This is a genomic window from Leptospira dzoumogneensis, assembly GCF_004770895.1.
Lineage (GTDB): Bacteria > Spirochaetota > Leptospiria > Leptospirales > Leptospiraceae > Leptospira_B > Leptospira_B dzoumogneensis.
This window is the reverse complement of record NZ_RQHS01000022.1, coordinates 140,990-166,762: the sequence shown is the minus strand read 5'-3', so window position 1 is coordinate 166,762 and position 25,773 is coordinate 140,990. Positions and strand designations below refer to the sequence as shown.

The following is a 25,773-nucleotide window of genomic DNA, read 5'->3' as shown; positions in this document are numbered from 1 at the left end:
TCAATCTGAGGGAGAATGTATAGATTGTAGTGCTATATCGATTGGGCAGGCTGCGGATGTTATGTTTTCGTTTTTTCTCATATTTCTTTTTGTTTTTACTCCCTGTATTCCTTTGGGCGGAACCAAATCCTGGACAGTCGGAACATCCTTACGGATTTTATAAAGGGATTTTCCTTTTATCCGGAACTACCGGTAATTCTTTTCATACAGGCGGAAGTTTGATCTCGAGAGAAAAAGAGATCCAAAAAAATCTGAAAACGGAAACTGCTTCGGGTCAAACTCCTCTTAGACTTCTTGGGCAGGACGCAACTCCTCTATTAGGTCTTCCTAACTCTCAATTTTCCACGCCGACCTCTTATCGTTTATTTTTTGAATACGGAGTAACGGATAAGATCGGATTGGGATTTGCCGCTAGTTCTTTTTCAATGGATGCGACCAATAATAGAGAATATTTGGATTTTCCTCGTTTATCTCCGAGCCACCCGAACCCTACATACGTGGAAGCGCTTCCATACACCAGGCGATTTTATAATGATAAGATGTATTCTTTGGCAGTCTCTTTTCATCCTCTTTCTAGATCTCGTATAGACCCTTTCGTAAACTTAGAAGCGGGGATCGTGCAATATACTACTAGTTCTAGGAATATACATCCAAGCACCGCTTTCGAACCGGTTACTTCTACAGGAACAGGTTATGGAGTGAGGGCAGGGGCCGGCGTGAATTTTTTTCTAACTCCAGAGTTCGGGTTACAATTGGAAATTTCCGGCCAAAAAAAATGGCTTAAGTCCGATATTATCGGAAATACAAATTTGGAATCCGTCCAGATCCAAATGGGCTTCCTATTCAATTTCGAAAACATCGCTAAATATTCCGAAAGGTAAATCAGTTTGAATCGAATTTTGTTTTCTATTCTTCTCGTTTTATCGTTTGAAACATGTAAGGGGATCATATACCGCCAGGAAAAAATTCCAGGCAAGATCGGGAACGTGGAAGGTATAAAAAGCGCAAAGGTATGCGTATACAATTTTCTATTCTTGGTTTCCGCAGGAGATGCAAGCATAACGGAAGCAAAACGCCAAGGAGAGATCAGCAGGATCCACTCCGTAGAAATCGAAGTTTCTTCTTTTCTTTTTATCTTCGTAAGGCGCCACTGCTTGATCTTAACTGGAGATTGAATATGATTCGCTGGTCTTTTTACAAAATTACGATGAGACGGTCTTCTAAAGTTTTAATTGCGATCTTTTTTACGTATTTTCTGGGATTGAGTTGTACGAGTATAGGTGATTCCTATCGTCCGATACCCGGGCTTCTTTATAATAGTATGTCATTCGATGGGGATTTTAATCCTCAGAATACGGTTCGACCTCTGAGATTCGGAAAAGGCTGCGTTCATCATATCCTTAGGATCTATTCCTGGGGGGACGCGGCGGCAGGATCCATTGCTTGGAGAGAATTGATCACGAAAATCTCATATATAGATCATAGTGTGACTGACTTTTTTATTTTTTACGGAAGGTATTGCACCTATGTTTACGGAGAATGATATATGAGACTTACATTTTCTTCTCTGGCTCTTCTTTTATTATGCTCTTGTTTTCCGGAATACAGGGTTCCTTATAGTGCTTTGATTATAAGCGCTAAACACACTTCCAGAGGAGAGTCTAATCTATTCTATCCTTCTCATCCGGAACAAAATGCTAACGTCATAGGGCAGGCAAGACTGATCAAAGAAGGACGTTCCTGTTCTTCTTCCATATTCTATTTAGATATGTATGTTTTTATCAAGGGAGGAAGTGTGAGAGATGCCGCGGAATCCGCGGGTATAAAAATGATCGGCGCCATCGAATATTCTCACTTTAATATATTAGGGATCTTTATTAAAGAATGTGTTATCGTCAGGGGAGAATAAAGAATATTGTTCTTTATCAATTTCCGTTCCTGAAAAACAGATCGGTTGGGACCTAAAAAGAATTTATGAATTACGAAGAAGTAATGGAGAGCAGATTCAGGAATTTCCCTTGGTGGATCCCCGTATTCACCGGGATTCTCGCTTCTTGTTTGTATGTTTTTCTGCTGTACTTTCACGAAATATTCATATCCGGACGGATTTGGATCCTTCCTATCAGCGGTTTATTTTTACATTCTTGGATGATACTACTAGTTCATGAAGGAACTCACAGAAATCTCACCCGATCTAAATTCGATCGATGGATCCTGAATCTTGCAAGCGCTTTCGTTTTTCTTCCTTTTTATGGAGAACCTTTTAGGGCTTCTCACTTAAAACATCATGCAAAGACAAACCTTCCCGACGATCCATTATGGCCAAGATGGAAATTAGAATTGTTTAAAAAGAATCGTATTCTTTACGTTTTGTTGGAGTTCCTGCCGTTGGTTTCTAATATCTTTTCTTTGTTTTGGAAATCTTCTTCTGAAGTTACAGCGAAAGATAAGAAGCCTGTCTTTTCCAAGGAGACTCTTTTTTTCTTACTTCTATCCTTTAGCGTTTCCGGGATCCTGTTTTATTGGTTTCGACCCGATCTATGGTTTATTTTCGGAACATTCTTTTTTGCAAATTTCTGGGGTTGTTTTCGACATTGGTGCGAGCATACAGGATATTCAGATAAGAGAGAAAGTAATACATTTTATTTTCCATTAGGATTCGGGATAGGGAATCACGAGATCCATCATGAAAATCCGAATCTTTCCTGGTTAAGTCTTTCTCTCGGACTTAGGAAAAGAAAAAAGAATATTTCGATTTTTGAATGTTTTGCCGGGATTTGTTTTTCTAAAAAATATATACACTACGCAGAAACGAAAGAAAACGGCGTTTCTCTATTATCTTCTTCGGAGCTTATATGAATTCTTTTAATAAATACATTCCGAATTGTATTACGATCTTACGTTTTTTGACTCTTCCTTTCCTTGTTTATTTTATCTATAAAAATGACAGATCTTTATTCTCTTGGCTTTTTTTCGCCGCATTATTGAGCGATATAGCAGACGGATTGATCGCAAGGATTTTCCGTTTGCAATCCGAGTTTGGGGCCAAGTTGGACTCTTGGGCGGACCTTCTTCTTTTTTTCGTAGGTATAGCAGGTATATTAACTTTCGAACCGGATTTTTTTTACGAGTACAGGATTTGGATCTCAATCGTTCTAATTCTGTATTTTGGAGAGATGGTTTATTCCTTATGGAAATTCGGAACTATTTCTAGTTTTCACACGTATGCGAGTAGAGTTGCCGCTTATTGTATCGGGATATTATTTATGACCCTATTTTGGTTCGGCGCCTTCTCTCCTATCGTATACGTTTCTTTTTTTGTGAGTTGTTTTGCTTACGCGGAAGAGATTCTGATCTTAAGAGTATTGGAGGAACTCCGTTCGAATGTGCGTGGATTATATTGGATACAAAAAGAAAAGAGGAAAATATAAATGGGGAAATCGGTTGCGATCGTAAATGGAAAACTTCGCAAAGAAAAATCCGGGATTGATTCATTAGTCCGCTCCAGATTAGAGAATGAAGGAATACGCCTTTTGGTGACTCAATTTCCGGGGCATGCTAAAAATCTTGCCCAAAAGGAAAGAAACAATTCCGAGATCGTCGTTGTCGGAGGGGACGGAACTTTACATGAGGTACTCTCTTCTTTAAAACCTCCCTTTCCTAAGATCCGCTTGATCCCGGCCGGAACAGGAAATTCTTTAGCGAGAGATTTCGGCTGGGAAAAATGGAACCGGAAAGAAGAGAACTTGAACTTAACCAAGGAGACAATATTAGATCTTCTGCAAATAGAGGTTAGTACAGCGGAAGAGACTTTTTTATGTTATTCCGCAAGCACCATCTCATTCGGCTTTCCTGCCGCAGTTACCGAGATCGCAAACTCCAGATTCAAGAAGTTAAAAAAATATTGTTATCCGGTAGCGGCCGGTATCGGGGTATTTTTTCAAAAAAGAAAAATGTATGGTGTATCTTATGACGAAGAGTCTAGGAACAGAATTCCTCTTACCGGATGTATTCTGAATAATACCAGACATGTTGCGAATTTTTTGGCATTTCCTAATGCAAGACCAAATGACGGAAAATTAGAAGTTTTGGAGCTGAACTCCGGAATTTTGGGACAGACCTTACATAATCTTTCCGTTCTTTCTCGAAAATATTTTTATGAACCGAAAGCTCCATTTCAAGTGAATTCGGTTGTTGTAAGTTTCGAATCTCCTGAGATCCTTATGGTAGACGGAGAAATTTATAAAAACGTAATTTCTTTTTCCGTAAAAGTACTCCCCGGGTCTTTGAGGATACATGGACCTAGATAATGGATCCTTGCCTGTACTGGGTTTCGTAATTTTTGGCTTTTTGGTCGGAGGGATTTGGTTTTTTCGTTCCTCAAAAGGACGTTCTAAAGAAGAAAGGACTTTGAGATCTCGAAAATACTGGTCTTACGCTTTAATCGTTTCTTTGTCTTCCTTATTCGCAGTATGTGGAGGGTATTTATGGCTCGGATTCATTTCCGTTCTTTTGTTATTAGGCGGTATCGAACTTATTCGAACTCTGTCCATTGAAAGACCTGTTCAATTTTTTTCCATTTTAGGGATATATCTAGTATTAGGGATTATGGCATGTTTTTCGTTTTTCGTCCTCTCTCCTAAATTGTGTCTATGGTTGTATTTAGGAATCGCAGGATTTGACGCATTTAGTCAGATCGTAGGGCAGAGTTTGGGAAATACAAAAATTTCTCCTACAATCAGCCCCAATAAAACTTGGGAAGGATTTATGGGAGGGTTATCGTATCTATTTCTATTTTCCGGATTCGTGTTTTCCTTCTGGGGAAATTTTTCTTGGAAATGTATTTGGATCCTTCCTCTTTTCGGATTTTTAGCCTTAGCAGGAGATTTGGCGGCAAGCTGGATCAAAAGAAAAGTTTCGATCAAAGACTTTTCCTCCATACTTCCTGGGCATGGAGGTTTTCTGGATCGATTCGATTCTTTCCTATTTACTCTAAGTATATGGACCTTTATTTCGATCCCTTTTGAAGTTTTTAGAGAACCTTGGAATTAAAAGGGCTTAAGTTTAAGATTCCATCTCTAATAATTTTTTGAGTTTTCGGATATTCTTATTATCCGGATCTATCTCTTCTGCGGATTTTGTGAAGCCGATGGCTTCTTCTTTATTTCCTAAAAGTCGATTTAGATCTGAAAGATGGACCAGGTTTTGTACATTCATCGGCTGCATTTGATTTACCATCATTGCCGCTTCTAAGGATTGAGCTAAATTGCCGATACGTTTTTCCGCGATGGATAGATAATACCAAAGCTCCGCCGTATCCGGATCTTGGCTTAGATATTTGCTCAAGACCTTTACGGCTAATGGATAATCCTTTTCTTTAAAGCTGATCAAACCTAGTAGTTTGTTCAATTTTTGATTATTATTATCCGTTGCATACGCATCTAATAGAATAGAGATCGCTTTTTGAGCTTCTCCATTTCTATACAATTCTTTTCCTTCTTTATAAAGGCTTTGTAACACTACCTTATCCGCGAAGTCATTTCGATCATCCCTTTGGTCGATTGCAGGAGTGTTTACTTCTTGGAAGCCGATCCTTAGAATAGAGAGGTCATCGATGACCTCTCCTATACTTCGGATATTTTTTTCGATGGATTTGATATCTCCATGAGATCTTTCTACTACATCTAAGAATACATTTTCGTCTTCGTTGATGATCCTCTTTTCGTTGTGTACGGATAATAAAAGATCGTCTCTTCCGTCGGACGCAAGTATGATCAGATCTCCAGGATGAAGTTGGAATTTTTTCACCTTAAATTCGAATTCGGAATCCAATCCTAATTTACGAAGTTCTAATGTATCTTCTAAGAAGGAAGCCTTGCCATCCCTGTATAATACCGAGAAAGGATGTTCTGCGTTCCAATAGAACATTTCTCCCGTTTCATCGTCGATCAACGCTACGGTCGCAGAGATGACCATGGTCCCGTCAAAACTTTTGAATACCGAATGGATTTCCATATAGGTCTCAGTCAGCCATTCTTCCGGTGTTTTTGTCAGAACTCTTTTGTTAGCGGCGGATCTTGCCATAATGGAGTTCATCACAACTCCCATGACCAAGGAACCTCCTGCTCCCTGCATTGATTTTCCCATGGCGTCCCCATTCATCGCCATCGTGTATTTTTTGTAATTATCGGGAGTTCCTAATCTTAAATTTCCGGTTAAGCAGATATCTCCTCCGAGTTCTCCTTGTTTATTACGAAATTCGAAATATTTCTTTTGTCTGATAAGGAAGTTCGTATTTACTTTAGAGGATTTATTCGCGTTATAGAATAGAGGTTTGGCGAGCAGCGAAGTTAAGAAGTAGTCCCCGTCCTGTTGGATTTTTAGTCTTTGGACTTCTTCCATTTTTTCTTGGACTTCTTTTGTACGTTCTTCTACCTTTTCCTCGAGATGGTCCGCATGTTCTTGTAATTGTTCTCTGGCGACCCGGATCGAATCCACCATCGAATTGAATGATAGGGACAAGAAGCCGATCTCGTCCATGGTTTTGATCCGAACATTTACATTCAGATCTCCATGGTTCACCTTCTCCACACCGGATAAAAGATTATTGAGCGGATGGATCAAGCTGACCCTAAGCAGAATAGGGAATGCGATCAATATGAAGATTGTTGTTCCAAAAATGATCAAGATCAACCAGCGGGCGACATCGTGGATCACTTGCCTAAATTCCGCATAAGCAAATCCGACCTCATATCTCGTTGGCCCGATCACGAAATCATAATGGATATAAAAATCTCCGGCGACCCTATAGAGCCTGGAACCTAAAGGAAGATCCGTTTCTTTCATTTCCTTTAGAGTGATCGTCTCTAATTCGGATTCAGACTTTCCTTTATGTAGTTTTTTATTCTTTTCGACCGCTTCTTTGAGTTGTTGGTTTTTATAATACTTCTCTCCTTCTTTCAGGATCGTTTGGTTCAAACCGTCTTTGGAAAAAAGGATCTCATATTTATGATCGAATATGCCCGGGCCGACAGGACGGGATAGAACGTATCTAACATTCGGAGGAAAATTCGTATCTCCGTTTCTGATCTCCGTTTTGACCGAGTTCATCTCTACAAGATCTTCTTTTTCGATAGATCTATCGGTGGAGAATAAGGTGATATAACTGATCGCCCCCAAGGCCAATACGACGGTAACCACAGCGCTGGAAAGGATCTTTCCCATAAAGCTGGTAGGTTCTGGAGAATGGTTCAAGTAAGCACTTTGGATGAAAAATATGGTGATCACCGATAGGATAAAATATGTGATCGCGTATGTGTCGTAAGACAGAACTCCGGACTTATTTAATACGTTATTATAAGCATTTAGTATGTTTAAGATCACAGTGACTAAAAACGCTCTCAATGCGATCCCTTCCTTTCTGGATGGAAGAATAATCCTCATTATATTCAGAGGTAAAAAGACGAGAGTTTTAACAAGGATCCGAACGGGAAGAGCTAAAGAGTTGGCGGAAGTATCCCATTGTTGGAATATTCCGGTATAACGAGAGAAATAGATGATCTTTCTGATCAGGATTACCGTGCTGATGATAAAGCACAAAAGGATCGCAAAACTTGCTTCTTTTCCGAAATCGAAACTATAATGGTGAGCTGAGAATAGGTATATCTTTTCCATTCCAGCCGTTTTGATAACAAAATGGACCCATGCAGCTAATGCGATTACCAGGGATAGTGGAATGATAATCTTCGATTCTTTTGGATAAATGTTTTTTGGAAAATGATAACAGAAACCTATAAACCCTACTATCCCGAAGATCACAGAAACAGTTAAGTATCTATGATACGCCGCTAAAGGGCTAAATATGGAGTAGGAGAGGAAATAACCGAAGAACATCGTCCCGTATCCAAGATACATTACAATTAAGTAATATGTGGGCAAGGTCCTGTTCTTCTTGAATATCAAGAATCCGCTCAAAACGAATGTTAAAAGGAATAAGGAGAAAACTCCGCTTGCATGATGGGAGAAAAGAATGGAGGCTTCCATATCGGACTTGTTAGATTTTGCATAAATGACTAATTGTCAAGAGGATTACTGAATACATGATAAATAGCAACGAATGGGGCTGCTATTTCAGATTTTTATCGAGCGTTTGATCGACAAACGCGCTGTGCACTAAAACTTTCGTACTATTTTTCCATTTCGACTTTTTATAATTAGGTGATCTCGGTTTTGTAACAATCGCTCGACCTCGATCGATCCAAAGATCGGATCAAGGTCGAACAAGAGACTGTTTTAATTCAACCAGACCTTTTTGTTTTGCTCCGCATACTCATCGAAAGAGATAGGATCTTTTCCTGTAATCTCCCGAACGGTATTTAGTATAGGAGAAGAATGACCTTCTTTTAATGCTCCGGCAATGAATACCATAAAGCTTGCATAGTCTTCCGGCACACCTGCTTGTAAAAGACCTGTCTTAAATTCCTCCGGGCTGATATCTGCGTAACTTATCTTTAGGCCGGTATGTTTAGAAATTTTTTCAGCTACTTCTTCATGAGTGAGAGCTTCTTTTCCGGTTAATGTGATCCCTTTTCCGTTGAACTGATCATTCAAAAGAGCGGAAACTACCGAGGATGATATATCATCCGTATGGATAAAGCTGGTCTTTGCATTTCCGGCAGGGAAGAATATCTTCTTATCTTTTAATATTCCGGAAAGCCAATATGTTTGGAAGTTCTGCATGAACCAATTCGGTCTTAAGATAGTAAAAGGAACTCCCGAGTTTTCCAAACTGATCTCTAATTTTCTGAACGGGGCCTCGGGAGGAGCAAAGTCCACTCCCATTGCGCTCATTAAAACTACCTTCTTTAAAGAAGAAGTTTTGGCTTTTTCGAACCAAGGGTTTAATACTGAATATTGGTCCGTGTATCCAGGGGGAGAAATGAAGAAGGCTCTCTCCACTTTTTCCAAAACTTCTATTCCTTTTGTAGGCTGGGTAGCATCCGCAAATACCCAGGTTAGTCCCGGAAGTTTTTTGCCTGCTTCAGGTTTTCTGGTGCCTGCATATACTTCATGACCTAAATCCAATAGTTTAGAAATTACCGAACTGGAGATCTGCCCAGCTCCACCATAAACGAAAATTTTCATTTGATCTATTCTCCTGTAACTTTAAATGATACAAGATGTTCTGGATTTAGGCTATGTCTCAGGATCTAAAAAACATATCCAAGAGTATAAAGGAATCGACTTTTGGATATTATAGTTTATTCTTAAAATATGGACATTCTTTCGGAAATATTGACAAATGCAGGCTGGAAAGCGGATCTACTCGCCAGAACTTCCCTGTATAAACCTTGGGGATTTCGTTTTCCTTGTGAAAGGAGCGGAGGATTCCATATTCTTTCCCAAGGTTCTTGTTATGCAAGGATCAAAGGCAAACTGATCCATTTGGAAAAAGGAGATATTCTATTCGTTGCAAAAGGTTTGGATCATGAGCTGGTATATTCTCCCAATGATAAGGTCGTGGACATTGCCAAGTTCAGAGAATTATCCGAAAAACAAAAGAAGTCCGAAAAACTACCTTTAACCACATTTGTTTCAGTTCGTTACGAGGTTCCTGAAACGGTACAACATCCGTTCTTTTTAGAACTCCCTGATTTTATTTTAGTAAAGTCATCCGATGTTTTAGCGCATCATCCATTGAACACTACCCAAGTATTGATCTCTCAAGAATTGGATTCAGGTATCGGTTCCGATCTGATACTGCAAAGATTGACCGATATTCTTCTATACTACGTAATCCGACACTGGCTGGAGACCCATCCTTCTTCTTCTCCCGGATGGAGAAGTGCGTTTAAAGACGAAAAGATCTTGAGGGCATTAGAAGCATTACACAGAAAACTTTCTCATCCTTGGACCTTGGAAAAATTATCCAGAGCAGTCGGTGTTTCAAGGGCTTCTATTGCAAATCGATTCAGAGATGTTTTGGGGTCCACTCCCATGGATTATTTGGCAAAATTAAGAATGGATAGGGGTAAAGCTCTGATGGCAGAGGAAAATTTTACCTTGGAAGAGATTGCAAGGACCGTGGGTTATTCTTCTGCGTTTGCTTTTTCCAAAGCTTATAAAAGGATACATGGTCTTTCTCCTAGAAATTCAGAGCAGGAGAGATTGGGAGCTTAGTCGCTTTTTCGAATGGAATCGTTCTAATCGCTTCTTCTCCTATAACCGGTTCTAATTCTCAAACAATCTTCTTGACGGAAACCGGTTTCGAGATTCTTTTTATGCTGCCGATATGGATCAGTTCTATTTTAATTTTTACTTTTTCGGTTCTCTATTAGCCTGTCTTTTTTCCATTTACGTTACCTTCTTCTTTTTAAGTATAAAGGATAGAAGTAAGGCAGCATTTCACTTGGGTCTCTCCACCTTGGCGATGACCATATTTCATTTAGCTTACATTATCGCGTTCATTTCCTTTGATCAATGGACGATCATCCATCGCTGGTTGGCGATCCCTTCTCCTATGATGGGATTTATTCAGTGTTTTATATTTTTCTTTTATTTTCCGAATCCAAGAAACGTTAAGTTCGGTTTAACCGTTTATTCTATTCTATATGCGGGACTCGCGATTGTCGAAGCTGCATTTATTGCGGTGACATTACAATCGGACCATCGTTTTAATATAGGCAGCAATTATTGGGATTTCGAATCCCATAAGTTCTACAAAATTTTTTCCATTATAATTTTGATATATAACTTTTCCTTTTTGGCTTCCGCTACTTGGAGAGCAATTGTAGAGAGAGGAAAAGAGAGAAGATGGATCATTTATATCGCGATCGCTTATTCTACCATCACGATCATTCCCGGTATTCTGAATGTAATGAGCAGGGACGGCTCCGTTTCTAGAAAAGTATTCCAACATACTACCGATATTGCGCTTGTAGCCGGTCTTTTTCTTGTATTGATCATTTACGCGAATGCTACCAAGGAAAGGACCACCATTTTGAGTAAGATTGTGGCTGTGACTATGGCTACTTTCCTTTTAGCGTTCCAGTTAGTCGGTTATGCGATATTAAACGGTTATGAAACTTCCTTTGACACATTAAAAGTACAAGCTTCCGAACTTGCCGCGTTTCAAGGTAAGAAACCGGAGGGATTTGCCTACCTTCTATCCTTTGATCCGGAATCTAAAGAGTTCGTTTTAGAGAAAGGGGAGAAGGACCCTAGGTTCGATCCGGAAGATCGTTTAGAGATCAAATTTTTTAATACAATCCGAAAACTTGCCAATATGGGAACATTGAACGCTAAAGAAAGATGGGAAAGATCTAAGGTCATTCTTTCTAATTCTCCTAAAGAGTTTTACGCATATTCGGAAGGGATTAAGAATTTTTACGAATCAAAAGGAGAAACAAAAGTTTCGGATGAGGAGCTTATCGATTTCTTTCGTTTCTTAAATAAAAAACTGAATATTATAAAAAATAAATTTTCCAATCTTCCTTCTAAAAATGATCCGGCGGCGGTGCTTAAACTCTTAAATTCGGAAGAGATAGGTTTAAGATCAGTGCTCGAGCAAGTTCGCAAAAAAGTGGAGAAGGATATATCTTCCGGAAAATCCGAGTTAGAGGTAAGATCTTCCTTCATTCTTCCGTTAACTTCTTTAAGAGAAGTGGGAGAAAGGATGTATAGAGGGGCCAAATTTAATAAAGCGGATGAAAAAACTCCGGAGTTCTATTTGGCCTATTTGGTAATCCACCCTGAGAATGAAAAAATTTACGAGGTAGGATTCACTTACAGATCCTTCAGGGAATATTTGCATTCTCCTTCATTAGTAATGGTGATCTGTCTTTTGGTGATGATAGTTACTATTAGTTTTGGATTTAGATTCTTCTTCCATAATGCGATCGTAAAACCGATGGAAGATATCGTAGTCGGATTGACCGAAGTGAATTCCGGGAATTTGGAATATAGATTGGTTCCAAGAGTAGAGGACGAGATAGGATTTATCGCAAGATCTTTTAATAGAATGGCCAGATCCATTCAGGCCGCCAGAAAAAGATTGGAACAATATGCCAATGAACTGGAAGAGAAGGTAAAAGACAGGACAAAGGAACTGGAACAGACATTAAACGAGGTCCAGGAACTAAAACAACAACAGGATGCGGATTATTTTTTAACTTCTCTTTTGATCAAACCCTTAGGTTCGAATAAGGCAAATCAAGAAAACGTAAAAGTGGAATTTCTTCTGAAACAAAAGAAAAGATTCACTTTTAGGAAACATGAAGATGAGATCGGCGGGGATTTGAATATCTCCAATCATATAGATTTGCAGGGCAGATCTTATACCGTTTTTTTGAACGGGGATGCGATGGGTAAATCCATGCAGGGTGCGGGAGGAGCGCTGGTTTTGGGTTCCGTTTTCGAATCCATTATCGAAAGGACCAGAGTAGTGGACACGATCAAAAAACAATCTCCGGAAAGATGGTTGAAGAACGCATTTATCGAATTGCATAAGGTATTCGAAAGTTTTGACGGTTCTATGCTGGTCTCCTCCGTGATCGGCCTCGTGGATGATGAACTCGGAATATTATATTATATTAATGCGGAACATCCTTGGACGGTTTTGTACCGGGATGGGATCGCAAGTTTTATAGAGAATGAGTTCATGTTCAGGAAATTAGGAACAACCGGAGTGGAAGGTACTATTTTTATCAAAACATTCCAGTTGGAGCCGGGGGATTGTATCTTTGTCGGATCCGATGGCAGGGATGATATTATCGTGGGTATGGATTCGGATGGGGATAGGATCATCAATGATGATGAAAAGTTATTCTTGAATTCCGTGGAAAAGGGAAGAGGAGATCTTCAAGAGATCTATAATGTCATTTTGAATAACGGTAAATTAAGCGATGATCTTTCTCTGATCCGATTATCTTTTACTGGAAACGGAAAACATACAATCCCTCAAGACGAAAAAAGGCAAAGGATCAAGGAACTACTCAGAAGCGCAAAGGAAACCTTCTTAAATAAAGATACCCAAGAGGCGCTTAGTTATTTAGAAGAAGCGGAATCTTTGGATAGCAGAGTTCCGGAAGTCAAAAAGAATTTTATAAAACTTTTCTTGAAGTTAAAAGATTACCAAAAGGCCGCAAGATATGCGGAAGATTATTTTAAGATGAATCCGATAGATAGTGAGATCTTGTATGTGGCTTCTTTTGCTGCAAGAAAGGCGGGTCAGATCAGAAAGGCCTTGGACTTTAGTGAACGTCTTCGATTGAGAGAACCTTCTCATATCAAAAATCTAACGAATCTGGCTGAGATCTATATAGCGGTCAAAAATTTCGATAGGGCGGATTCTATCTTAAAAGATGCGGTCCGTTTGGATCCTTCCAACGAATCTATTTCGAAAGTACAGGATCTTTTGAAAAAATATTCGGACCGCTTTTCGAACGGGAATGGACAGCCTAAGGGATCTTAGGCCGTATTCCCCACTGTTTTATTATTTCTTAATATGATATCCAGTCTTGAACATCCAAGCTACAACACATAGGCAAGAAATTAAGAAAAGAGAGATCATTGCTAAACTGATCTCAAGGCTTACATCTCCTATTTCGTAAAAACTCCATCTGAACCCGCTGACCAGATATAGGATCGGGTTGAATAGAGTAACAGTCTGCCAGAAAGGAGGGAGCATGCTTGCGGAATAAAAACTTCCCCCCAAAAAAACCAAAGGAGTGATGACTAACATAGGAATGACTTGCAGTTTTTCGAAATTATCCGCCCAAATCCCTATGATAAACCCGAATAAACTGAATGAAACACAGGTTAGTATCAAAAAGAACACCATCAAGAATGGATGAGCGATCTTAATTTCGACAAACAAAGAAGCTGTTGCAAGCATGATGGAACCTAAGATCAAAGACTTGGTCGCTGCAGCTCCTACGAAACCGATCACTGCTTCCATGCTGGAAACCGGTGCGGATAAAATTTCGTAAATAGTTCCGGTAAATTTAGGGAAATAGATCCCGAAGGAAGCGTTGGAAATACTTTCAGTCAATAGAGAAAGCATAACCAGTCCCGGCACGATAAAGGAACCGTAAGACACTCCGTTCACTTCTTGGATCCTGGATCCGATCGCAGAACCGAAAACGATAAAATACAAAGAAGTAGAAAGAACAGGTGATGCAATACTTTGCATCAATGTCCTTCTTGTCCTTGCCATTTCGAAAAAATAGATGGCTTTGATTGCGTTCAGATTCATTTGGATTCCTTCACTAATTGTACGAAAATTTCTTCCAAACTGCTTTGGGTGGTATTCAGATCCCTGAATTCTATTCCGGATTTTCTCAATTGTTCCAAGAAGTTTGCGATCCCGGTTTGTTTTTCCTGGCCGTCGTAGGTATACAATAATTGTTTTCCTTCGTTCTTTAATTCCAGTTCATAACCGTTAAAATTATTCGGCAGACTTTGGAGAGGAGAAACAAGATCCAACAAGATCTGTTTTTTTCCTAATTTATGCATTAGTTCGGTTTTCTTTTCTACAAGGACCAATTCTCCCTTGTTCATGATACCGACTCTGTCTGCGATCTCTTCCGCTTCTTCGATATAGTGTGTGGTGAGGATGATGGTGACACCTTTGTCTCTGAGAGCTCTTACTACATTCCACATATCTTTTCTAAGCTCTACATCCACACCTGCGGTAGGTTCATCTAAAAATAAGACTAATGGTTCGTGAGATAATGCTTTTGCGATCAGTACTCTTCTTTTCATTCCTCCGGATAAGGTCATGATCATCTGGTCTTTTTTTTCTAAAAGAGAAAGAGATTTTAGAAGTTCTTCGATATATTCTTTGTTAGGCGATTTTCCGAACAGGCCTCTGCTAAAATTCGTAGTAGTCAAAACGGATTCGAATGCATGGACTGTGAGTTCTTGGGGAACAAGACCTATCATGGATCTGGTCTTTCTGTAATCTTTGATAATATCGTAACCGCCGACGGAAACGGAACCGGAGCTGGGATTTACTATCCCGCAGATAATAGAGATCAGGGTCGTTTTTCCGGCGCCATTCGGGCCTAAAAGAGCGATGATCTCTCCTTTTTCAATATCCAAGTTTATATTTTTTAAGGCTTGGAATCCGTTGGAATAGGATTTGGAGAGGTTTTGGATGGAAACAATGGGAGAGTTGGAGTTCATACGATTCCTTCAAACCGTTCAATAAATTATGGGATTATCCAAAATATGAAACTCGATTAGATTGGCCCACACCAATTTTAGAAGATAGAATGGTTTTGTAGTCCCCTGGAGATTGGTCGGTTTCCATCATATGGAAACCGAATATTGGAATTCCTACAAAATCAATTGCGGCCTTGCTTTTCTCTTAGATAAATATAATAAGCAGCTCCGACTGCCACACCGGGAACCACACCGAGTAGAAGTGCGATCCATCCATTCTTGATCCCTTTTGTTTTTGCATCATATACGATCCAAGCCGCGAGCACAAGCCAGGTAAAAATTATATCCAGGGCATAAGCGCTGGAGAACGGATTTACAAATCCTCCTAAGAACGCACCGATCACATCGAAGTTTTGTGATAAAGGTGGGAGCACTAAATATAAAAAGCCTGCGGTAAACACAGAGCCTAAGGTGATCAGAAGATTTCTAAATATGGAAAGATTCATTTTGTTCTCTTGGTTAAAAGTTTAATAACAAAGAGTCTGAATTTTTGTAGGGAGCGCTACAAAAAATTTTATCCAAAACGGGGTAAAAAAATCGAGAGAAGGTTCCCTGATCCGTAAATTTTTTTCAAATTTTATGTAAAACTAGTCAAAAAATTTTCTCCAGTTGACGGAACTTAATCCGTTTGGGTTATATTCTTCAAAATCTAAAAATGAACGTTAAGTGAAATTTGAGATTAGGAGAACTAAGATGCGTAATCTAATTCGCTCGGTAGGTATAGCGTTAGCTGTCACAAGCTTTCTTGCGGGCTGCCAAGTTTTAAATAAAATTGTCGGATGGGATGAGAAATCTAATTTGTCATTCTTATCATTGGAAAAAGCGGGAGTATTCGCAGGAAGCGGAAATTCCGGGCCAAGCGGGACCACCATACAATCCACAGACGGTCTTTTTACGGTTTTCATCCCGGAAGGTGCGATGGATGGAGAAGAATCTTTTGAGATCACTAAATACGATCCGCCTTCCAATTCTCTTCCACAAGGATATTTTCCTACAACTTCTTTGTATGAAATAACTCCTTCTTATAGATTTAAAAAGGACGTTATCATAACAATCACATTAGATTCTGATAAATTAAGTTCTCTGAATTTAAATCGGAAGAAGTCCCAGGGATTTGTGATCAGCCAAACGCCTGAAGATAATAATTCAGGAAGGATTACCGGAGGTTGGAATACCGGAAGAACATCCATAAACGGCGATAAAATCACGATTTCCACTCGTACATTTTCGGTATTCGGCGGGGGAACTCCTCCGGCGGGAAATAATGCTCCGAATATAATGGGAGCTTTCTATTATTTTAAAACGAATTGTTCTTATTTACCTTATATGGTCAGGACTAGAGTTATAGAGCCGGATGGGGATCCAATGCAAGTGTATCTTCTTACCGGAACGGTAGGAAATAGTTTGGTTGCTATTCCCATGACTCCTGAATCCGGAAATTGGTACAGCGCAAATATTCCATATGAAGCGATGGTTTCTGGCGGGATCCAAATGCAGGTCTTGGCTGTGGATTCTTATGGAAATAATTCCAGTCATCCTACTTCGGACACATTTAAATATCCTGTAGATGCCGGAAATCCCACTTATACTTCCGGATTCAAAACAGACCAGGATAATGATGGATATCTAGATGCTTGGGAAGTGGATAACGGTTTTAATCCAAATAGTGCTGCTTCTCCGCCGGCCACTCTGTTTCCCGATTCGGATACGGATGGGATCCCGAATATTGCGGACCGCACTCCTAATGGAGAAACAAATCCTCCTATTGATAGTTTAACTTTGATCCCTTCCGTTCTGAAAATGGACGTGGGTGAAAATGTTACTTTTGCAGTATCCGCATCTTTTGCGGGTCAACCACGTTATGTTCGTCCGAATATGGTCGTTACAGGAAATGCAGTCAGCGGAGTTCCGGTAGGAACTTTGACAAATTCCACATTACATGCGAATGCTCCCGGGCTTGCGGGAGTGACTGCAACTATAGGAAATACCAGCGCTACCACAAAAGTGACAGTAGTGGATTCCGTTGCTCCAAGTTCTATCACCGACTTGACTGCAACTGCAATGACATTCACTCAAGTAAGACTTCGTTGGACCGCTCCGGGCAATGATAGCGGTTCCGGTCGTGCCGCGGCATATGAGGTAAGAAGGGCTTCTGCCGCGATCACTAACAACCTTCAATGTGATTCCGCGCCTGCAATTGCGCATTCCTTAGTCCCGAAAAATTCCGGTTTACCTGAAGTATTGGATATCAACGGACATTCTCCGAACAGCACATACTATTATTGTATTCGTGCATTCGATTGGAACGGGAACAGAAGTTCTTGGACAGGAACTGTTCAGGCAACAACTCCGGCTACTCCTGACTTAACTCGTCCGGGAAATATCACCAATTTAAATGCGGTTACCGTAAACGAAACTTCAGTGGATCTAACTTGGACTGCCGTAGGAGATGATAATAATACCGGCATCGCGGCCGCTTATGATGTTCGTAAATCCACCAACGTGATCAATACTGATAACGATTGTGACGGGGCTGTTTCGATCCCGAATGCGTTATTCGGTATTACAGCAGGATCGTCTGTCACATTTAGGGTAAATGATCTTTCGGAAGATACCAGATATTATTTCTGCGTGAGAGCGTATGATGAAGTAAGCAATCGCAGCAGTTGGAACGGAACAGTTTCTGCAAGGACACGTATGAGTAATAAGGCTCCTATTGTGGATGCAGGGCCGGACCAATTGGATAGAATGATCTCTCAAGTCGTGAATTTGAATGGTACGAACTCTTCCGATCCTGATAAAGGGATTTGTGGAGCGAATGTATCCAACTATTCATACCAATGGAGATTTATCAGCAGACCGGTCGGATCTGCATTATTAGATTCTAATATTACGAATGCAAACCAGTTGTCTGCGTCTTTCGTTCCGGATATTCCCGGCAATTATCTACTGGAACTTTCCTTTAAGGATGATCCTGGAACCTGTTTCGGGGGAGCAAGAACTGGCATAGACTCGGTTCAAATTTCCGCTAAGGACTTGGATAGTGTGGTTCCTGATCCGGTTTCCAGCAGATCTGCAGCCGCTATTTCTTTAGATCAAATCCAACTGAATTGGTATAATGTCGGAGACGACGGAATGGTCGGACCGGTATCCAGTTATAAGATAGGAGTATCACTTTCTCCGATCACAAATAACGCGGAATGTAGTGCAGCGGTAGACACACGTTATCCGAACTTAGATAATTACGTTCCGGGTCAGGCCGTGTCCTATATAGTGGGAGGATTGTTGCAGAATACTGTGTACAATTTCTGTATTATCGCAGTGGATGATGTGGGAAATAAAAGTTCTTGGATTGGAACTCTAAGTGCAAAAACTTTAGAAGGAACATCCGGTTGGGGAACCTTCTCAAGCTGGAGTACTTGTAGTACTAAATGTGGACCTGGAACCCAATCCAGATCCAGAGTTTGTTTGGATCCTACACAAGGCTGTGCGGGTTCTGCAGTCGAATCACAGGGTTGTAATCTTCACAATTGTGCGTTCGTAACAAATGTTGTGCAAGATAACGGGACTGCTCCTACAGCAAGTTGTCCTTCTGGATACTCTCGATATTACTCCGGCTCAAATGCGGGATATTATAGAAGAGTAGTTTTCGATTATTGGGGAGAAGGCTGGGCCTGTGGAATTATTCCAAGGGAAGACAGAAACTTAGGTCCGACTGGATATTATGGTAGTTCTATCAGCACGACCTCTGCGACTTACTATTATCCTACAAATAACCCTCCACCGGTGGAGAATTATTGTGTAAGCCACACTTTAATTTCGAACCGTAATACGGAGATTACTTGTTTGGAAAACCAGTACTAAGTATCGTTCTAAGCTCTCTGAACGGTTTCCAAGCCCTCGTCGAGAGACGGGGGCTTTTTTTATTCTCCAAAAGAATTTAAAACCGGATTGGCAAAAATAGGATCGGCTCCAAAAAGGAAACTGTCCGAATGTCCGATCTACAAGAATTAAAAAAGATATTCGGAGTCTCCGAATTCAGATCTTCTCAAGAAAAAATTATCAGAGATGTTTTAGAAGGCAAAAACTGTCTAGTGATCATGCCTACTGGTATGGGTAAATCTTTATGTTACCAATTGCCTGCCTTGGCCTTGGAAGAATTGACCGTTGTAATTTCTCCATTGATTGCTCTTATGCAAGACCAAGTAGATAAACTGAAATCTTTAGGAATAGATGCGGAGTTCGTGAATTCATCTATCTCTAAAGAAGAACGTAATCTTCGTTATGAAAATTTGAAGAATGGAAAATATAAAATTCTTTATGTTTCTCCCGAAAGATTTCGTAAGTTCCATTTTTTGGAAATATTCAAGACCAGAAAAGTTTCTTTATTGGTTGTAGACGAGGCCCATTGTATCAGCCAATGGGGACATGATTTTAGGCCTGACTACACAAAGATCCACGAATTTAGAAAGATCTTAAAATATCCTAGGATAATCGCATTAACTGCAACAGCGACAAAAGAGATCCAAAAGGATATAATCAAACAAATCGGTTTATCCGAATCGGAGATCGAAGTATATAACGAAGGGATTTCCAGGCCGAATCTTTATTTGGAAGTCAGGACTTTCGTGGATTCTTCTTCTAAGGCAAAGGAACTGATCTCTTATCTAAAAAATCTGCAAGGAAATACGATCGTATACTTTAATCTGATCAAAAACATAGAAAGTTTTTCGGAACTTTTGGATATGGAGAAGATCCGGTATAGAGTTTATCACGGGCTGCTGCCTTCCGATAAAAGAAGAAGGATCCAAAACGATTTTCTAAATTCTAAAAACACATTACTCTTAGCCACGAATGCATTCGGGATGGGAGTGGATAAGGCGAATATTCGCACGATCATTCATGCCGAACTACCTTCTTCTTTGGAATCTTATTACCAGGAAATAGGAAGAGCGGGAAGGGATGGTAATCCTTCCGACTGTCTTTTGTTTTATAACCAAGACGACTTATCTGTTCTTATGGATTTTATCGAATGGCAGAATCCGGATGAGAATTTTATGATCCGAGTACATAGGGTCTTAAAGTCGGTTGGAGAGAAATTATCCTCTCTTGAATATGAAGAATTACAATCAATGGTAGTGCATAAGAATCGAGGCGATCACCGTTTACAGACGGTTCTCAATCTTTTCGAAAGACATGGAGTTACATCGGGAGATTTGGAGAGAAGGTCTCTTGTTTTACGCGGAGAATTGCCGGACGTTTTAACGGACCCGAAAGTTCTGGAAGAAAGAAAAAAGGCGAGTTTGAATCGGTTGTATCAGATGCTTATGTATTTGAAGTCGGAAAAGTGTAGAAGGGAGTTTTTATACGAATATTTCGGTGCAAGTTTCCATTCCTGCGGAAATTGCGATATTTGTTCTAAAACTTAAATCCTAGGAATGCAGAATGTAAATTTGCTTCCTTTTTTCTCTTCAGATTCTACTGAAATTTTTCCGTTATACGCTTTTATAATACTATAGACCAAGGGTAAACCTAAACCGGTACCGGATTCATTTTTGGTTCCGAGTCGCGTGGATTTAATCTCTGTTAAGAATAGATTGGGGATCATATCCTTAGGTATTCCTATCCCGGTATCTTCTACAAAAAATTCCGGATCATTTTTCTTATTAGAAAATCCTATACTGATCGTATCATTTTCTCTGCAGAATTTTATGGAATTGGAAACTAGATTGATAAATATTTCGGCGAATAAAGCTCGATCTACGTTCAATTTTACATCATCCGGGATTTTGTTGATGATACGGATCTTTTTTGCTTCCGCTTGGGGAAGAAGTTTCGCTAATACACCTTCTACTTCCGGATATACATAGATCAAACTATTGTCCAAAGGAAACGAACCAGATTTAAGTCGATTCAGATCCAAGAGTGTTGCGATCATTTCTAAAGATTGAGAAGATGTATATTCCGCTCTATCAACCCATTCCAATAAGGACTTATCGTCCAATTGTTCGTAATCGTTTTTGATCAAATGTAAAATACCGATTACCGTTGTGATCGGAGATCTTAAGTCGTGAGTCGCTAAAGATAAGAATGTGTCTTTAAGAGAATTCGCTTCTTCGGCGATATGTTTTGCTTCTTCTAATTGTTTGGTTCTTTCGGTTACTTTTTGTTCCAATGATTTTTGGAGTTCTTCCAATCTTACGAATGCGTTGGAAAATCTGACAGAAAGCATTACGGTTTGGGAGAATAAGAATGCGAGAAGGCCCCAGCTCGCTAAATATTCTGCTTTTATGATCAAACTTTGGTTTAAAATATCGTTTAATGTAGTCAGGAAAAGTATTAAGGAGCCCACCGCGAATAGAATGGCACCTTCTCTTTTTCTGAAAATACACAGAGCGATCATTATAAAGAAGTAAACTATACTAATTCCCACGAAACCTTGAAAGATCCTAATATAGTTCATATATTCGGTGGAAGGCAGTGCAAGGACCAAAATAAAGAATATAGAACTTACACCTATGAATAGATTATTAAAATAAGAATGGAATTTTTCGTCAGGAAAAACCGCTTTTAGAAAAACGGAGAATAAGGGGAGTGCCAATACGAAGGTTAAAATATCCAATTTATGGATATAAACCCAGAAAGAGTCGGGAGTGACTTCGTATATAAAAACGGAACCCGTAAAAAAACCTCTGATACTTAGATCGATGCAGAATAATCCGAACCAAAGTGCGGATTTGTCCACTCTTCTCATTAAAAATAAGATCAAATGATAAAGGCCCATGAAGAAGGTGGCACCGAAAACTACCCAGCCAAGCGCTACCTGTCTTTTTTTCTCCTCGAAAACGGCTAGGGTATCTCCAATCTTAATAGATTTGCGAAGACCTCCGGTTCTATGATAAAAATTTGATATTTGTAATATGAGTTTTAGTTCTTTGGACTCTTCATCTATTAAGACAATCGGATGTTTATAGGAAGGAAGCATTTCTTCTCTGGAATTTCCGATCTTCCCGTTCTCGATCAGTAGTTTTCCGTTTAGAAAAAGTTTGAATGCCGTAGATACGTCTCCGATTTGAAATGCCAGATCTTTTGCCGGTTTGTCAAGTAAGACGGTGAGTTTGTAAGTGCCTAGACCTTCTCCCTCATGTTGTTTGCCGTTCTTTATAAATGAGTTCCATGCACCGGGAACGGAAATGGATCCGTCTTTTGTAAAATTATCGGGAGAGATAACTCCATCTGCAAATTCCCAATCACCATCTAAGGCAACGGTAGAGAAACGATCTCTGTCCCAGTCTCTCAGATCTAAAATTCCATCTTTTGCTTGTGGAGAATAGACCTCGGCTTTCCCCGAACATCCCATAAAAAGCAAGAGAACTAGTAAATGAAAGATAGATGACCTCATTCTAATCTCTGGTCTCCAGTTTATTCTCCGCCTGAACCCTGTATAGAAAATTGCATAAGAAACATTTTAAAAAAAAACTGAAAACCCCAAGAAGAATCCTCTTAAAATCTCATAGTTCCCGGATCTGGAACCATTACTAATAGAGATAGAAGAAGGTGAAGAAATATTATAACTTAGATCCAATTGATCGAAATGTAAATAACTGAAATAAGAATAAATTTGGTTATACCCCAAATGAAATCTCATATTCTCATGGAATTTATATTGGAGAGAAATTTCGGACTCATAACCTCTGAAAATCCCTCTGGTCCCGGCGCTTCCATTCGTAAAAACCAATGTATCCGTAGAGATCATCGGAGTTTTGAAAAATCTAGTTCCTTCCGTATAAAACAGATCCAAGCTTAAATTTGCGGTAAAATTTTCCATGAATCGGTAAGAAGATTGGACAGAGATCTGTGGGCCGTACGTATAAAAATATTCCTGGAAAGCGCCATCTAACATGTATTTGCCGTAGGTATACTTATTGATATTACGAAGTCCTCCGCCTAAATATAAATTCCAGTTTTGAACGGGAGAAATGATCTTATAAAAATTTGTTTCGAATTCCGATCTTGCTAAAGGGGAATAATACAATCTTTCTGCGGATAAACCGTTTGAGTCGGACCGGATCACATTCGAATTCGGATTCACCAATTCTACTTCGTAATAAGAGATCTCCGCTCTGTAATTTTTCTCATAATTTTCATAACTAAAAACCGCAGGAACCAGTACCTTTTGGTTTTGCTGCAAATGGTTTGTTTCTATGGATGTATTCGGATCGGTTTTTTCAGAATAAGAAGTGAAATTATAAGGAATAAAACTATAAGTTTGTCTCTTTAATAATAATTCGAATTTTTGCTTTTTCTTTTCGGAGATTTCGGTTTTAGGAACTTCTTCCGAAGTTTCTAAATTTGCGGCCAAGATCAAATTGAATAAAATAAAAACATAATATTTTATAAATGAGCGCATTCCGATCCACTTCCGTCGAAGAATTTTTCTCCCAAAGTATAGAAAGGTCAACGACTTTAAGACCTTATGCCGGAAAAGCAAAAATAATATGTGGAATCAATATTCCGCGGAATCGATTTTCCAAATATAACACTTTCATCTCTTAAAAAGATACGAGCGGAAAGAATTTTTCTGAACAGGAAGAGATAGAGGGAGGGGAATGTGTTGAATAACTTTCTCTCGGAGGTAGTATGGAAATTGATTATATATTTATGATATCTAAGTCTATTCGAGATGCCTTGGGAGAAGAGGCTTCCAAATCTTTATTGGAATTGATGAATAAAATACATACGATAGGAAGGAAGAACATGGAGGAGATAATGACCCAAAAATTCGATCGTAAACTTTCAGAAGAATCCAAGGCGTTTTCCAATTCGATTGCTGAGCTAAGGGTCGAAATGGGGGATATGCGGACAGAAATTAAATCCGAAATGTGGAATGGGATGTCCAATATTCATTCTGCGATTATTTCTCAGACAAGATGGACCATCTCTTCTATTTTTGCGGCAGGTGGATTTTATTTTGCTTTGGCAAAAATTTTCTTTTAATAAATCGAATATTTGCCTTTGAGAATACGGTCGATCCTTTCGGAAAGAATTTATTAATTTTATACGACCATTTCCGGTTTTTAAGATACATTTCTTCCCAAGTTCCGAAAAATTGAACTTGGGAGAAGTTATGAATGTATTTATTACCGGAGCTTCCGGATTTGTGGGCGGAGCGATTGCTCGTCATTTAAAAGAAAAACATAAGGTAAAAGTATTGTCCAGATCTCCAAAAACGGACTCTGCTTTAACTCAGCAAGGTTTTGAAATAGTAAGTGGAAGTTTAGAATCTATCACTGAAAAAGATCTAGCCGGAATTGATATAGTGATCCATTGCGCAGCATTCGTAGGCCCATGGGGAACGTACCAAGATTTTTGGAAAGGAAATGTAGAAGGAACTTCTCGCTTATTAGAAGCATCTCAAAAAGCAGGTGTCAAAAGATTTATACATATGGGAACAGAGGCCGCACTTTTTCATGGGCAAGACATGGTCCAGATAGATGAGACTTATCCTTATCCTAAAAAAACTCCTTACTATTATAGCCGCACAAAAGGAGAGGCCGAAAGAAAAGTGGTCTCCGCAAATCGTCCAGGATTCGAGACGATAGCTCTAAGACCCAGACTAGTTTGGGGTCCGGGAGATACGTCCGTTCTTCCTGTTCTCAAAAAGATGGTGGCCGAAGGAAAATTTATGTGGCTGGATGGAGGAAGAGCCAAAACTTCAGTGACTTGTATCCCGAATTTGGTCCATGCAACTGAACTTGCTTTAACAATGGGCACACCAGGCCAAATATATTTCATCACAGATGACGAAGATAGGACTGTGAAAACATTTTTAACGGAGATGATGCAAACCCAAGGAATTACACTTCCTCAGGCTTCCGTTCCTTCTGCACTGGCTGGATTTTTAGCGATGATAGTGGAGGGGACCTGGAGAATATTCGGAATTCGTAAAGAACCTCCGATGATGAGATTTCCTGTAGATATAATGGGAAAAGAATGTACCATCCGTATCGATAAGGCCAAAAAAGAATTAGGATATAAACCTGTGGTTAGTATTGCCGAAGGTTTACAATTAATGAAAGGTTAAGTTTAGAGTTAGACTTTGAGCAGGGAAACTTCTTCTTGCTTGTTTTCTATTTTTGCACTTTTTAAAATTGTGTCGAGCAGGCCTGGGAATTTTTTTTCCAGGTCATCTTTACGGATGATAGAAAATCTCTGGGTTCCTTCGTATCTAGTAAAAATCATCCCCGCGTCCCTTAACTTCCCCATATGATACGAAAGATTTGTTTTAGGTGCATAGATCAGAAAGGTAGAACAATTCGATTCTCCTTTTTCGGAAAGGTCCAATAATATCTTCCTTCGGATCGGATCACTTACCGCCTCGAATATAGAGTTCAATTCTATCTGATCTAAATTAGGGTGAGTTGGCTGTTTAGACATCGGAATTTTTTTTCCAGTACTCCTTATAAAGTTCAATAATATTTGAACAAAAGATTGACAAGCACTTTCTAAGTTTTAAAGTTCAAATATTATTGAACTATTGGGGAAATG

General features: G+C 39.5%; 22 protein-coding genes. 14 read left to right on the top strand and 8 right to left on the bottom strand.

Annotated features, from left to right (window positions below):
- Positions 1-89 precede the first annotated feature (89 nt).
- The 8 genes from EHR06_RS17715 to EHR06_RS17680 all read left to right on the top strand — a co-directional run bounded on the left by EHR06_RS17715 (position 90) and on the right by EHR06_RS17680 (position 5,052).
- The gene (locus tag EHR06_RS17715) at positions 90-881 is read left to right on the top strand and encodes a hypothetical protein (RefSeq protein WP_135758226.1); all 792 of its coding nucleotides are present in this window, start codon (positions 90-92) and stop codon (positions 879-881) included.
- 6 nt (positions 882-887) lie between these two features.
- A complete protein-coding gene (locus tag EHR06_RS17710) occupies positions 888-1,175 on the top strand; it encodes a TRL-like family protein (RefSeq protein WP_244288652.1) in 288 nt (95 codons plus the stop codon).
- A gap of 2 nt (positions 1,176-1,177) precedes the next feature.
- A complete protein-coding gene (locus tag EHR06_RS17705; protein WP_244288651.1) occupies positions 1,178-1,543 on the top strand; it encodes a TRL-like family protein in 366 nt (121 codons plus the stop codon).
- Between the two features lie 3 nt (positions 1,544-1,546).
- A complete protein-coding gene (locus EHR06_RS17700; RefSeq protein ID WP_135758225.1) occupies positions 1,547-1,909 on the top strand; it encodes a TRL domain-containing protein in 363 nt (120 codons plus the stop codon).
- 65 nt (positions 1,910-1,974) lie between these two features.
- The gene (locus tag EHR06_RS17695) at positions 1,975-2,859 is read left to right on the top strand and encodes a fatty acid desaturase (protein ID WP_135758224.1); all 885 of its coding nucleotides are present in this window, start codon (positions 1,975-1,977) and stop codon (positions 2,857-2,859) included.
- Positions 2,856-3,431, top strand: a complete 576-nt coding sequence (locus EHR06_RS17690) for a CDP-alcohol phosphatidyltransferase family protein (protein WP_135758223.1) — start codon at positions 2,856-2,858, stop codon at positions 3,429-3,431. The genes EHR06_RS17695 and EHR06_RS17690 overlap by 4 nt, the downstream gene beginning before the upstream one ends.
- The gene (locus EHR06_RS17685) at positions 3,432-4,310 is read left to right on the top strand and encodes a diacylglycerol/lipid kinase family protein (RefSeq protein WP_135758222.1); all 879 of its coding nucleotides are present in this window, start codon (positions 3,432-3,434) and stop codon (positions 4,308-4,310) included. It abuts the gene before it with no gap.
- On the top strand, positions 4,297-5,052 hold the full coding sequence (locus EHR06_RS17680) for a phosphatidate cytidylyltransferase (RefSeq protein ID WP_135758221.1): 756 nt from the start codon (positions 4,297-4,299) through the stop codon (positions 5,050-5,052). The genes EHR06_RS17685 and EHR06_RS17680 overlap by 14 nt, the downstream gene beginning before the upstream one ends.
- 12 nt (positions 5,053-5,064) lie before the next feature.
- Here the strand turns inward: EHR06_RS17680 and EHR06_RS17675 are convergent, their stop codons facing one another.
- A complete protein-coding gene (locus EHR06_RS17675) occupies positions 5,065-8,043 on the bottom strand; it encodes a SpoIIE family protein phosphatase (protein ID WP_135758220.1) in 2,979 nt (992 codons plus the stop codon).
- Positions 8,044-8,292: 249 nt separating this feature from the next.
- Positions 8,293-9,144, bottom strand: a complete 852-nt coding sequence (locus EHR06_RS17670; protein ID WP_135758219.1) for an NmrA family NAD(P)-binding protein — start codon at positions 9,142-9,144, stop codon at positions 8,293-8,295.
- A gap of 129 nt (positions 9,145-9,273) precedes the next feature.
- Here EHR06_RS17670 and EHR06_RS17665 point away from each other — a divergent pair, with 129 nt between their 5' ends.
- On the top strand, positions 9,274-10,179 hold the full coding sequence (locus EHR06_RS17665; protein WP_135758218.1) for an AraC family transcriptional regulator: 906 nt from the start codon (positions 9,274-9,276) through the stop codon (positions 10,177-10,179).
- Positions 10,180-10,291: 112 nt separating this feature from the next.
- A complete protein-coding gene (locus EHR06_RS17660) occupies positions 10,292-13,471 on the top strand; it encodes a SpoIIE family protein phosphatase (RefSeq protein ID WP_135758217.1) in 3,180 nt (1,059 codons plus the stop codon).
- Between the two features lie 21 nt (positions 13,472-13,492).
- Here EHR06_RS17660 and EHR06_RS17655 read toward each other — a convergent pair whose 3' ends face one another.
- From EHR06_RS17655 to EHR06_RS17645, 3 genes are all read right to left on the bottom strand, one after another.
- Positions 13,493-14,254: an ABC transporter permease gene (locus EHR06_RS17655; RefSeq protein WP_100711797.1), complete on the bottom strand. Its 762-nt coding sequence runs from the start codon at positions 14,252-14,254 to the stop codon at positions 13,493-13,495.
- The gene (locus EHR06_RS17650) at positions 14,251-15,186 is read right to left on the bottom strand and encodes an ABC transporter ATP-binding protein (RefSeq protein ID WP_135758216.1); all 936 of its coding nucleotides are present in this window, start codon (positions 15,184-15,186) and stop codon (positions 14,251-14,253) included. The genes EHR06_RS17655 and EHR06_RS17650 overlap by 4 nt, the downstream gene beginning before the upstream one ends.
- A gap of 161 nt (positions 15,187-15,347) precedes the next feature.
- Positions 15,348-15,671 carry a DUF2834 domain-containing protein gene (locus EHR06_RS17645; protein ID WP_135758215.1) on the bottom strand — a complete coding sequence of 108 codons (324 nt, stop codon included), beginning with the start codon at positions 15,669-15,671 and terminating at the stop codon, positions 15,348-15,350.
- Positions 15,672-15,918: 247 nt separating this feature from the next.
- Here EHR06_RS17645 and EHR06_RS17640 point away from each other — a divergent pair, with 247 nt between their 5' ends.
- Positions 15,919-19,089 (top strand): fibronectin type III domain-containing protein, encoded by a 3,171-nt coding sequence (locus tag EHR06_RS17640; protein WP_135758214.1) that lies wholly within the window; start codon positions 15,919-15,921, stop codon positions 19,087-19,089.
- A 128-nt stretch (positions 19,090-19,217) separates the two neighbouring features.
- Positions 19,218-20,654 (top strand): RecQ family ATP-dependent DNA helicase, encoded by a 1,437-nt coding sequence (locus EHR06_RS17635; RefSeq protein WP_135758213.1) that lies wholly within the window; start codon positions 19,218-19,220, stop codon positions 20,652-20,654.
- Here EHR06_RS17635 and EHR06_RS17630 read toward each other — a convergent pair.
- Together EHR06_RS17630 and EHR06_RS17625 are read right to left on the bottom strand one after the other, a co-directional pair.
- Positions 20,651-22,627 (bottom strand): sensor histidine kinase, encoded by a 1,977-nt coding sequence (locus EHR06_RS17630; protein ID WP_135758212.1) that lies wholly within the window; start codon positions 22,625-22,627, stop codon positions 20,651-20,653. The two genes, EHR06_RS17635 and EHR06_RS17630, sit on opposite strands and share 4 nt — an antisense overlap.
- Before the next feature lie 66 nt (positions 22,628-22,693).
- Positions 22,694-23,635: an LA_2444/LA_4059 family outer membrane protein gene (locus tag EHR06_RS17625; protein ID WP_135758211.1), complete on the bottom strand. Its 942-nt coding sequence runs from the start codon at positions 23,633-23,635 to the stop codon at positions 22,694-22,696.
- Between the two features lie 230 nt (positions 23,636-23,865).
- Between EHR06_RS17625 and EHR06_RS17620 the strand changes: the two genes are divergently transcribed.
- A complete protein-coding gene (locus EHR06_RS17620) occupies positions 23,866-24,222 on the top strand; it encodes an LA_3696 family protein (protein ID WP_244288650.1) in 357 nt (118 codons plus the stop codon).
- Between the two features lie 130 nt (positions 24,223-24,352).
- Positions 24,353-25,309 carry an NAD-dependent epimerase/dehydratase family protein gene (locus tag EHR06_RS17615; RefSeq protein WP_135758210.1) on the top strand — a complete coding sequence of 319 codons (957 nt, stop codon included), beginning with the start codon at positions 24,353-24,355 and terminating at the stop codon, positions 25,307-25,309.
- Positions 25,310-25,317: 8 nt separating this feature from the next.
- Here the strand turns inward: EHR06_RS17615 and EHR06_RS17610 are convergent, their stop codons facing one another.
- Positions 25,318-25,662, bottom strand: coding sequence for an ArsR/SmtB family transcription factor (locus EHR06_RS17610; RefSeq protein WP_135758209.1), 345 nt, complete (start codon positions 25,660-25,662; stop codon positions 25,318-25,320).
- Positions 25,663-25,773: the final 111 nt, after the last annotated feature.